The organism is Carboxylicivirga longa (assembly GCF_050589825.1).
GTDB lineage: Bacteria > Bacteroidota > Bacteroidia > Bacteroidales > Marinilabiliaceae > Carboxylicivirga > Carboxylicivirga longa.
Map to the genome: position 1 here is coordinate 264987 of NZ_JBNGOZ010000005.1, position 10565 is coordinate 275551.

The 10565-nt window shown below is 42.5% G+C and carries 10 protein-coding genes; 4 read left to right on the top strand and 6 right to left on the bottom strand.

Features of this window, described 5'->3' with window-relative positions; all coding sequences use genetic code 11:
- Nucleotides 1-73 precede the first annotated feature (73 nt).
- From ACRD7A_RS06600 to ACRD7A_RS06620, 5 genes are all read right to left on the bottom strand, one after another.
- Nucleotides 74-208: a hypothetical protein gene (locus tag ACRD7A_RS06600; protein ID WP_430810343.1), complete on the bottom strand. Its 135-nt coding sequence runs from the start codon at nt 206-208 to the stop codon at nt 74-76.
- A 321-nt stretch (nt 209-529) separates the two neighbouring features.
- On the bottom strand, nt 530-1018 hold the full coding sequence (locus ACRD7A_RS06605) for a hypothetical protein (protein ID WP_430810344.1): 489 nt from the start codon (nt 1016-1018) through the stop codon (nt 530-532).
- A gap of 129 nt (nt 1019-1147) precedes the next feature.
- Nucleotides 1148-3532: a GumC family protein gene (locus ACRD7A_RS06610; protein WP_430810345.1), complete on the bottom strand. Its 2385-nt coding sequence runs from the start codon at nt 3530-3532 to the stop codon at nt 1148-1150.
- Nucleotides 3516-4292 carry a polysaccharide biosynthesis/export family protein gene (locus ACRD7A_RS06615; protein WP_430810346.1) on the bottom strand — a complete coding sequence of 259 codons (777 nt, stop codon included), beginning with the start codon at nt 4290-4292 and terminating at the stop codon, nt 3516-3518. Before ACRD7A_RS06615 ends, ACRD7A_RS06610 begins: the two co-directional genes overlap by 17 nt.
- A gap of 13 nt (nt 4293-4305) precedes the next feature.
- On the bottom strand, nt 4306-5514 hold the full coding sequence (locus ACRD7A_RS06620; protein ID WP_430810347.1) for a hypothetical protein: 1209 nt from the start codon (nt 5512-5514) through the stop codon (nt 4306-4308).
- 217 nt (nt 5515-5731) lie between these two features.
- Here ACRD7A_RS06620 and ACRD7A_RS06625 point away from each other — a divergent pair, with 217 nt between their 5' ends.
- Both ACRD7A_RS06625 and ACRD7A_RS06630 read left to right on the top strand, forming a co-directional pair.
- Entirely contained in the window at nt 5732-6091 is a 360-nt protein-coding gene (locus ACRD7A_RS06625; RefSeq protein WP_430810348.1) for a BlaI/MecI/CopY family transcriptional regulator, read from the top strand.
- Nucleotides 6092-6096: 5 nt separating this feature from the next.
- Nucleotides 6097-7695 carry a M56 family metallopeptidase gene (locus ACRD7A_RS06630; RefSeq protein WP_430810349.1) on the top strand — a complete coding sequence of 533 codons (1599 nt, stop codon included), beginning with the start codon at nt 6097-6099 and terminating at the stop codon, nt 7693-7695.
- Nucleotides 7696-7791: 96 nt separating this feature from the next.
- Here ACRD7A_RS06630 and ACRD7A_RS06635 read toward each other — a convergent pair whose 3' ends face one another.
- On the bottom strand, nt 7792-8463 hold the full coding sequence (locus ACRD7A_RS06635) for a hypothetical protein (protein WP_430810350.1): 672 nt from the start codon (nt 8461-8463) through the stop codon (nt 7792-7794).
- Between the two features lie 196 nt (nt 8464-8659).
- Here ACRD7A_RS06635 and dapA point away from each other — a divergent pair, with 196 nt between their 5' ends.
- Together dapA and ACRD7A_RS06645 are read left to right on the top strand one after the other, a co-directional pair.
- Complete coding sequence (gene dapA, locus ACRD7A_RS06640) at nt 8660-9550, top strand: 4-hydroxy-tetrahydrodipicolinate synthase (protein WP_430810351.1); 891 nt, start codon at nt 8660-8662, stop codon at nt 9548-9550.
- Between the two features lie 156 nt (nt 9551-9706).
- On the top strand, nt 9707-10447 hold the full coding sequence (locus tag ACRD7A_RS06645; RefSeq protein ID WP_430810352.1) for an NADPH-dependent oxidoreductase: 741 nt from the start codon (nt 9707-9709) through the stop codon (nt 10445-10447).
- The last annotated feature ends 118 nt before the right edge of the window (nt 10448-10565 follow it).

The following is a 10565-nucleotide window of genomic DNA, read 5'->3' on the forward strand; positions in this document are numbered from 1 at the left end:
GCGCCAAAACTTAACAAAGCGGTATGTTAAAACATCCGCTTTGCCAGTAATAATGTGCTTTTGACTGTGTTATTTATGCGTGAAGTGTTGTCTGTTCCATCTGCACGTCGGCTTGTCCGTAGGCAGGACAATCTTCGGTGGTTTTACAAGAACTCATACCCAATACCATCAAAAATAAAACAGTGGCAATCAACGAAATCTTTTTCATCTTATTATCCTTTACTTGGTCTGTAAAAATAGAAGATTAAACTGCATCTCCCAAATTTATTCGTTACAAGCTTGTAAACGGAAAAATCAGATGTGGGTTTCGTTTATGCAGTCATAAATGGGCAATTGTTCAATTTTACTTATGAAAGCAGTGTTTTTGTCCATGAATGGTTATGAAATACTATTAAAAGCAGGGAGGAAGTGTGCTTTATATGCTGATGGAAAGTAAAAACGCTAAGCCGGTAAAGAAGCATTATGATCTGCTATTTCTCCCACGCTTAGCGTTTTTTATTTTAGGCATTGCACTTAAGCAATCGTTTAATTAATCTTCATCATCGCGAAAATTGATGGGCCAGCGAATGGTTTCGTCATCAACCCACTCAGGACCTATCTGAATGGAGGTAATGGCCTCTTCATCCAGCCAGATATTGATATTTTCTTTCTCGAACACATAGAGTTCTTTGTCATCAAAGCCATCCTGGCTCATGTCTTCGCGTTCATAGTCGCCCATGTTGAGTGTTTCAAGCTTTGCCAGAAAGTCTGCTTTTGACATGCCTACTTTAATGGCATTGTGCAGAATGAAATTCTCCTTTTCAAATGAGATTTCAACCAGTTTGTAGTCTTCTTCTTTGTCAAAGGACATGGAAATTCCCATTTCATCGTAATAAAGTACATTGGCTTCGGCGCCCTCGCCATAGTCTTGTACTTCTGTTTCATCAGGATCGCCCAAATAGTTGGATACTTCGTGTTCTTCCATCCCGAATTTGATGCTGCCGAATCCAGTGTGCGGCAAAATGGCTTTTGGTGTCATTTTTTTGAAATAAATAAATTAAAGTTAACGGGGGTAAATATAAAAAACCCCTTTGACATATTCTACTGTTTTTGTAAGCAGAATATTAATTCGTGAAACTTAACATTATTGTAGGGGGCATTTTAATTGCTAAACACCATATCCGTAACCGTAGCCATATCCATAACCATAGCCCTGCCCATAACCCATTCGGTTATGTTTTACCTGTATGTCGTTGATAACTATTTTAAAGGATAGTATGTTTTTAGTAGTCAGATCGGCAAATAAATTTTTTGTGATGTTGCGGCGCGAGCAGTTATGACGCACTACAAAAAGATGTTCGTCGGCATAGGGCAGCAGCGATATGGCATCGGCCACACGGCCCAGGGGCGGGGTATCCATAATTATATAATCAAACTCCTGACGCAGATCGTTCATTAGTGTATCCAGCCGTTCGCGTTGTGTCAAAAGCTCGGCAGCGTTGAGAGGAGTTGCTCCTGCCGCGATATACCATAGGTTATCCTGGGCAGTGGCTTTGAGAATCTCACGGGTGTTGCTGTTTGCACCGCATAGGTATTCAGTAAGTCCTTCCGTGGCTTGGTGAACATTCAGGTACTGTTCCATTTTGGGTTTGCGCAGGTCAAAGTTAAGCAGCACCACTTTTTTCCCCAGCTGAGCAAATGAGGCTGCCAGGTTAATGGCCGTAAATGTTTTTCCTTCGCCCATATTTCCCGACGTTATAAGTAACACCTGCTTAGGGGCTTGTTGGTGACTGAGGTGCCTCAGGGTAGCCCTTAGCGAACGAAATGACTCCGCTACTAAAGTATTGGGCTGTGCCTGCACAATAAAGGGTTCCGGTCGCTTGTTATGCAGGATATGTCCTACTATGGGCGCTTCCGTAACGCTCGTAATGTCTTCGTTGGCTTGAATCTTATCGTTGAAAGCCAGCAAGAGCCAGATTATCCCTCCGGCTATCAGCAGCGCCACCAGCACCGCTTTGGCATATACTTTTTGTGGGGCGGTACTAACTCGTCTTGCCTGGTCGGCCCTTGCCAAATCCAATATTTCATGCGAAGGCATAGTGGATGCTTTGGCTATTTGCATCTCCGAACGTTTGGTTAGGAGCAGTGTGTACAAAGCCTCGTTAATGGTGTGACGCCGCTGTATGGATACAATTTTTTGCTCGTGGCGAGGCAGGGCAAGCAGGCTGGCCTGGTTGCCTTTTATCTTTTGCTCCAGTGCCGCTATTTCGTTATTGATGCCGGCCTTAGAGCTGGTGAGTATTTCACCGATGGTTTTTCGTATGGTTTTTATCTCGGCACGGTTATGTGCCAGTTGAGGAATATCTTTCTTTGTGCGGCTCTCAATGTCTTCCACCTTAAGGTAAGCCGAGAATAGCTGACTCATGAGGGCAGATAATTGCGGATTGTCAATCTTCATGGCGGTTGGGGGCAGCAGGTTATCCATGTTGGCATCTTTCTGCAAATAACTGTCCAGATAGTTATAATAACGTCGTTGCAGGTTGAGTTCTGCCAGTTGGCTTTCCAAGGCGTTCAGTTGGTTGTAAATAGATGATTTTTGTACATCCAGCTCAACGCCGCCATTGCTGTTAAGGACACTTTGAATGGATGCTTCGCTGATGTTTAGTGAGTCGTGTATTTGTGCCAGCTGTCGGTTGATAAAATCAATGGTTAGCTCCTTGGCTTTGTTTTTACCTTCCACTTCTTTGTTTAGGAAGGCTGCGCTGAGACGGTTGAGAAAGTGGGTGCCCAGCGCAATGTTTTTGGTTTTAAAGGCGATGTTTAGGATGGAGGAGTTGGGTGTTTCCTCAATGGTGAACTGCTGAAAGCGTCGCACACAGGCATGCTTTGTTCTAAATCGAAAATGCAGCTCTTGATCGTGTTTTACCTTGCCTTGCGGTGTTATGGCAAAGGCACAGTAGTCATTGATAAAATGGGAGGAGGTGGGGATGATGGTATCCAGGTGGATAGCCACTGATGGAGCAAGAGTTTTTTCTGTAGCATAGCTGTACAGGCTTGCTTCTTCGTTGCTTGCCTTGAGGCGCACTGTGCTGTCGCTGATGAAGCTTAAGGAGAACATTGTATTAACCGCCTGTGGATGGTCTTTGGTATAGCGTATGTTGGCCGGTGCCGGGTATTGCAGTATTTCGTTGCCATAGGCATCGGTGCGAAATACTTCCACCTCAAAGCCCAGTGTGTCAATGGTGTTTTTGATGAATTCGTAGGAGGTGAGCAGTCCTTTTTGATTTTCTATTTGCTTTTTCGAATGGCCAAAGTCTCCCAGACCAAGTATGGCGTTTGGGTTGCTGCTCTCATCATCCAGGATGAGTATTTTTGTACTCACCACATATTCGGGTAGTGTGGTGGCGGTGGTAAAAAAGGCTACGCCACCTGCCAAAAGCAGTGAAATAATAATAAGAGGCCAGTACTTTAAGCCTCTTATTAAAAGTCGGATATATTGATCAGTGCTCGACTGCATGGTGGCGTTGTATGCCCTGTTATTTTGTGATGGCATAAATGGAAAGTGCAAAGGAGATGATACCAATGGCCAGGCCATAAGGGAATTTCTCGAAACCAAATGATTTTGATTGGCGGGGTTTGATGTAAATCACATCATCGGGTAGTAAAAACAGATATTCCGATTCGAGTATCTTACTGTCGGTAATGTCAAGTGTTTTCACAATGCTGCCATTGGGGCTCTTGCGCACTAGGGTGATGGCATCAGCCTCGGCAAAGGGATTCAGGCCGCCGGCCATGCTAATGGCTTGTAGCAGGGTAATCTGCTCGCGGTCGATATTATAGCTGCCCGGGCTCTTCACCTCGCCCAAAATGGATATCTGAAAGTTGACCAGTTTGATTTGTACGGTTACATCGTCAAAATAAGCTTCGACAGCTTCTTGTATGGCTACTTGAGCTTCATCAATGGTCAGACCCTTCACCTTCACTTTTTCAATAAAAGAGTATTGCACATAGCCTTCCTCATCTACCTTGTAGGAATTCAGGTAAATATAGGAGTCGTTCATCAGTTCCGGGAAATCAGATCGGAAGTATTTCGATGTTTTAACATCGGCGCTATACACCTTTAAGTACAGGTTATCGCCATAGTTAATTCGATAGGAATCTCGCTCGGTATTCACAAATTCCTGGCTGTAATCCGGAATGGTAAGGGGTTGTATAAGCTCAGATTTCTTAAGGCTTATACAGGCGTTGGAAAGGAACGCCAGTGCGGCGATTATGCATAATGATCGCCAGCTTTTTAGTCGATTGCGTTTCATGTAATTATGGTTTTTATCTTATTATCTTAAGTGCTTCTGCCATTTCAATTTTTTCGCCGTTTAGGTAGGCTACCGGAAAGGAGATGTGCGTACCACATAATTTCCATTTCTCGATGGTGAGAGGGTAGGAGGGACCTACTACAATTTGGTACTTATACCAACCTTCTTCCTCAATCTGTCTTAGGTGCTCGGCGCCGGGCTTTAGCTTTTGCTGCTCCTTGTAACTTAAGGGGGTTCTGCTGGCTGCCACCTGAATGACAAATACCAGGCTGGATTTCTTCTTTTGCTTTTGGGTCTGAATGTGCTTGACTGTTTCCCATAGGTTGAGACGTTCTGTTCCTCTGTAGGCCACTAAGAAGGTGTTTTTATTGGAGTAGTCGCGTATGGTATGTCGGGCGGTAATGTAGTCGCTGCCCAGCGGTAGCTGATATTTATACCAGCCATCCTCCAGTATTTTTCTGAGGGTTAAGTGAGTAGTATCTATCTGTTCTACTTCTTTTCCTGACATGGGTTGGCGGCTCGCGGCCAGCTGTAAGTAAAAAGTAACAGCCGTTGTGTCTTTTATAATTTCAGTTCCTTCTGCACTTTCTATCGTTTCTGAGTATAGGGGTGCTTCTGTTACTTGTTGATCTTTATTTTGCTGGCTTTCCTCAGTATTTACTGGTGTTATTTCAGCGCACGATTCTTTCTCTGCTTGCGCAATAGGTTTATTAGTGTTTGTGGGTTTGTGACTGGCGATGGTTTTACTGTCGTTATTGATATAAGCTCGCCAGGCCTGTGCAAGGGATGCTCTGCTATAATCGAAGTCATAATTAAAAATAAACCGGCTTGTGCTGTCTTGATTGATTACCGGTCTTTTAATGAGGGGTTTTCGTTTTAGTTGCTGCGTCGCAGGGGTGATGCTGCCTGTTTTATGAGAGGCTTCCACCCGAAAAGTATCGGTATAATTAGTGAATGGGCTGTATCCTTTTATAACAGTGGTTATGGAATCGCTGTTGAAGTCAGCACTTTTTGAGTTTTTTACTTTTTTGTTGGGTGCAATTTTATAATCGGCCTTAATTACCAATTTGGTTTTATTTGGTGTAGCACCAAGTGTGTCTATGGCAGCTGCGGTGCTGTCATCAAAAACCAATACATCCTCATTTTTTATTTTATGCTGTGCATGAAGACAATAGCATAAAAATGCCAGGCCAACGCAGAGCGTAACTCGTCGTAAATTCATAATATAGCTGTTTCCCAACGGGCGGTTCTACGCTAGAACTGTCAATTGGTTACAGTTTGCTTAATCGAATATTTAACGCAAGAGTTTTAAGTGACGAAATGTAGAGATACTACAAATATAGTTGTAGTACTAAATAATTAGTACTATACTTGTAGTAGTTTAAGAAAATGAAGGTGCGATTTTCTTCATCAGATGTATTTATAATATTACCGATAACATGAAGCAGTTAACGAAAGCCGAGGAGGAAGTGATGCAAATTCTGTGGCAAATGGGCAAGGGCATTATTAAAGAAATATTAGCAGGCTTTAAGGATAAGCGGCCGGCGTACAACACTGTTGCAACTGTTCTTAAAGTTTTGAAGAATAAGGAGGTGGTCGATTTTAAAAAGGTGGGTAATGTATATGTTTATTATCCATTGATTACCAAGGAGGCGTATTCGTCTTTTCAGATGAAGTATCTACTCAAAAATTATTTCGGGGGCAGTTTTGCTCGATTGGCAGCTTTTTTTGCCAAGGATAATGATATGGATATTCAGGATTTGGAAGAGTTATTAAAGGAAGCTGATCAATTAAAGTAAAAGCCATGGATTTACTCACCTATTTTACAAGGTCATCATTAATACTGTTCATATTCCTCGCTATTTACAAGGTGTTTTTGCGCAATGATGCCCACTACGCGGCAATACGTTACTTTTTGCTGCTGGGCTTAGGGGCTGCTCTATGTTTGCCTTTTGCAGAGCTAAACTATACAGTGTTAGTAGAGCAGGCTATGACGAATCAAGGATATGAAGCGGTGGAAATAGCGCAGTCTGAAGTCGAGCTTGTGGAAGCCGAACTGCCTGATCGGATTAACTGGTTGACACTGCTTGCGTATCTTTATGCAGGCCTTACAATTATTTTCCTTGTGAGAATAATGGTGATGCTGGTTAAGATGTTATTCTTTGTAAAAAACTCACGGAGAGTAAAGTGTGAAGGTGTTACTGTCTGTATTAATGCAGATGTTGAAATGCCTTTTGTATTCGGGAATTGGATATTTATCAAGGATGAACAATATCTGAGCTCAGCGCATGCAGAAATTATGACTCATGAACGTGTGCATTTGTTTCAGCAGCATTGGATTGATGTGATGCTGAGTGAGCTGTTTATTGCTTTACACTGGTTTAACCCCTTGGCCTGGCATTATGCACGCTTGATAAAGCAAAATTTGGAATTTCTAGCCGATCAGGGTGTGCTGAAAAAAGGCCATAAATATGAAAATTACGTACAAATAATTATTTGTGAAACAATGGGAGCGGAAGTGTCAGTGCTAGCCAATCACTTCCGGTTCTCCCAAAATAAACGACGACTAAAAATGATGAAAAACGACAAAAAATCCAAATGGCGACTATTAAAGTTACTGTTGGTGCTGCCCATGATGGGTGGTTTGCTATGGGCTTTTAGTGAGCCGGTGTATGAGTATCGCTCTAACAATGAGCTTAAGAAAGACACTTCGGTGCGGGATGAAGGAAAGAAATTCCTTGTAAAAGGGATAGTTGGGATACCTGTGTCTGATACCGTTGTGGTTAGTAACGTGCAGACAAATGTGTCTGAAATGAAAGTTATTAGCGGAATAAGCCCTCTTCCTGGTACAAGTATTCTTATTAAAGGTACCACAACTGGTACTGTTGCAAATATGCAGGGCGAGTTTGAATTACCGGTTTCTGTTGGTGATGAACTTGTTTTTTCATTTGTAGGATTCGAAACGCGAATAGTGAAGGTGAATAATCAAAAATTGCTTACTGTTGCAATGGTGCAAACCGGATATGAATTGGACCCATCAGAAATAAAGGCACGGCTCAAGGGTGAGTCGGTAATTGAGCCAAATACGAAGGATGGGAAGCCTGTCTTTTTTATTGTGGAGGAGATGCCTTCTTTTAATGAGGGAGAGGAAACTTTTGCTGACAAGCTTCAAAAAAAGGTACATGCTGTTAAGCAAAAAGAAGAATTAAATGGAAAAGTAAAAGTTCAGTTTATCGTAACAGAAGATGGTCAATTAAAGGATATTAAGGCAATTAACCGAGTTAATGAAATAGAGGCAAAGTATGCTGTTCAAATTATTTCGGAACTGAATGACTGGAAGCCGGGCAAGCAGCGGGGTAAGCCGGTTTCAACCACCTTAGTAGTGCCTGTGGAGTTTGATTAACGCACGTGGAAATACCCATTAATACCTACAATAGTGAATGAACAGGGGTCGCAGCATAAAAAGTTTCTCTTTTCTGCTGCGACTCTTGTTGTTTTCTTACTTTTTCTTGTAGGCTGTTTTTAAATTCTTCAGAATGGTAAAGCCGCGATCCACATCTTCATCGTTGACAATAATGGTGAATTCGTTGGTGGTGGAAATCACTTCTTTAATATTAACGCCTTCCCAGGCGATGGCTTTCATTATGTGGTAGTAGAAACCGGTTACCTGTACGTTGTCGGCCGGCAGCTTTAAGGTAATGGCGGACAGCTCGCTTTGTTTGAGCAGGCACTCCTCTTCAGCAAAATACTTTTCAACCAGTTCCTCATAGGCGGAGCTAACCACCAGATTGGACTCAAATACACCCCTCACCAGGGTGTAAAATACATCGTGCTGATTGCTGATGTCTTGCATCACCTTAGTGTGGCTGTTAAAAATCGTATTGCTGTTACGAAAGGTGTAATCTGTTAGGTTGGAGCGCACAATGATGTCGCCCAGCGACTCCAGTAATTTCTGTAGGTTGCGGTTGAGTGAGTAATCCAACTGAGGTGTCAAGCGATTTAAAGCCATTACAATAGCACCTTGTTTCACGGGTTTCTCCGTTAGCTTTTCAACCATTGGTTGTATTTGCCGTGCCAGCGACGATATATTTAATAGGCCTTCGCATAGCGCTTCGATCACAAATGGCTTAACTTTAATAACTGATTCTACAGCCTGACTTACTGTTTTCATGGTTTCTGAATTTTGAGGCAAAGATAGAAAATGTTAAGATATTAACACAGTGTTATAAAGAAGTTTTTTTTGTTGAAAAACTTTTATTTCGTCATAGCAATTGATATTTTTGACACGTGTTTAGCTGACTTTTGTAGAACAGGAATAAAGGAGACTGAAGTAGGCGACACAAAACAAACATGCAAATAACAGACACATGAAAAATTTTAGTTTGAGCGGCTCAATTGTGGCAATAGTAACCCCATTTAAGGCCAATGGGGAGATTGATGTGAATGCTTTTGATGAGCTGATCGATTGGCATGTGGCAAATGGAACACGAGGTCTTGTGGTATGTGGCACCACGGGCGAAACGCCTGCACTTACGGGCGATGAGGATGCTTTTATGATTGAACGTGCCGTGCAGCGCGTGGCAGGACGGATTCCTGTAATTGCTGGCACGGGCAGCAATTCAACTGACGAATGTATTAAGTATACTCAAAAGGCAGAGGCGATTGGAGTTGATGCTGTATTGGTGGTTGGGCCTTACTATAACAAACCGACCGAGAAGGGCATGTACATGCATTTTTCATCAGTGGCAGAGGCTGTTGATGTGCCTGTTATTTTGTATAACGTACCTGGGCGCACCGGTTCCAGTATCTCAGTGGCCAATACCATTAAGCTGGCCAATACCTATCATAATATTGTGGGTATCAAGGAGGCCTCCGGCGACCTGGCCTTGTTTGCCGAACTAGTGGCACAGCGTCCCGAAGGCTTTAAGATTTACAGTGGCGATGATTTTCTGTCTGCGTCGGCTAATTTGTTGGGGGCCGATGGCTGTATTTCAGTAGTAGCCAATGTTATTCCTAATGATTTTTCTCAACTGATGGAAGCTTCCATAGCAGGTCGCGTGAAGGAAGTGAATACTTTGTTTTACAAATACCGTCAGCTGATGGATCTGATGTTTGTGGAATCAAACCCCATACCTGTGAAAACGGCTTTGGCAGCATTAGGCAAGGTGAATGAGGTTTTTCGATCGCCGATGTGTACCATGGAGGATGAGAATAAAGTGGCTTTGCTAGCTGAGCTTAAGAAATTGAATCTTATGTAGATATTATAGTTGTTGTTGGATTGAATAAAAAAGGGTGTTTCAACGGAAGCACTCTTTTTTTATTGGTTTTTTTCTGCTGAGCCGCGCCCGGTCTATTTTGTAAAAAGACGGTATATTTTTTTACATTTGAGAAACTAACTAAAAATGTAAAAGGCAATGATTGATTTACTGAAGAATCATCGAACCATACGGAAATATACAGATCAAAAGGTGGATGAGGCCGTGTTAAATGAGGTGCTAGAGGCTGGTGTCAGGGCTTCTACAACGGGTAATATGCAAGTGTATAGTATGGTGGTAACTCAAGATGATACCATCAAAACAAAATTGGCACCCTGTCATTTTAATCAGCCCATGATTACCCAGGCTCCTGTGGTTATCACTTTTTGTGCCGATTTCAACCGTTTTAAGAAGTGGTGCGAATTGCGTAAGGCAGAGCCTGGATACGATAATTTTATTTCATTTGTAACGGCATCCATCGATGCCTTGCTGGTGGCACAAAATGTATGTGTAGCGGCCGAAGCCAAGGGGCTTGGTATCTGTTATGTGGGAACTACTACTTATCTGGCTGATAAGATTATTGAGGTGTTAAACCTGCCCAAGGGGGTGGTGCCTGTTACAACGGTTACACTGGGCTATCCTGCTGAAACTCCCAAGCAGGTGGATCGTCTTCCACTAGCCGCTGTTGTGCATCCCGAAACCTATCAAGATTATTCGGAAGAGCATATTAATGAGCTATATGCCGAAAAAGAGAGCCTGGAGGAAAATAAAGCCTTTGTTGCGGAAAATAATAAAGAGACACTGGCTCAGGTTTTTACCGATGTGCGCTATAAAAAAGCCGACAATGAGCACTTTAGTAAGGTCTTGTTACAAGTGCTGAAGCAGCAGGGGTTTATGTAGAAACTCCCACAAACCTTTAAGTTGCTGATTTATGATATTTGGGGATATTCATAAGTTGACTTATATCTTTGATATCTAGATAATTATTACTATCTTAAAAGTATAACAAAACCCCGAA

Bases quoted from the DNA above. Each gene is read 5' to 3' on its own strand.
- ACRD7A_RS06605 (WP_430810344.1), bottom strand. From the start codon at position 1,018: ATGACACCAAAAGCCATTTTGCCGCACACTGGATTCGGCAGCATCAAA.
- ACRD7A_RS06615 (WP_430810346.1), bottom strand. From the start codon at position 4,292: ATGAAACGCAATCGACTAAAAAGCTGGCGATCATTATGCATAATCGCC.
- ACRD7A_RS06620 (WP_430810347.1), bottom strand. From the start codon at position 5,514: ATGAATTTACGACGAGTTACGCTCTGCGTTGGCCTGGCATTTTTATGC.
- ACRD7A_RS06635 (WP_430810350.1), bottom strand. From the start codon at position 8,463: ATGAAAACAGTAAGTCAGGCTGTAGAATCAGTTATTAAAGTTAAGCCA.
- ACRD7A_RS06600 (WP_430810343.1), bottom strand. From the start codon at position 208: ATGAAAAAGATTTCGTTGATTGCCACTGTTTTATTTTTGATGGTATTG.
- dapA (WP_430810351.1), top strand. From the start codon at position 8,660: ATGAAAAATTTTAGTTTGAGCGGCTCAATTGTGGCAATAGTAACCCCA.
- ACRD7A_RS06645 (WP_430810352.1), top strand. From the start codon at position 9,707: ATGATTGATTTACTGAAGAATCATCGAACCATACGGAAATATACAGAT.
- ACRD7A_RS06625 (WP_430810348.1), top strand. From the start codon at position 5,732: ATGAAGCAGTTAACGAAAGCCGAGGAGGAAGTGATGCAAATTCTGTGG.
- ACRD7A_RS06630 (WP_430810349.1), top strand. From the start codon at position 6,097: ATGGATTTACTCACCTATTTTACAAGGTCATCATTAATACTGTTCATA.
- ACRD7A_RS06610 (WP_430810345.1), bottom strand. From the start codon at position 3,532: ATGCCATCACAAAATAACAGGGCATACAACGCCACCATGCAGTCGAGC.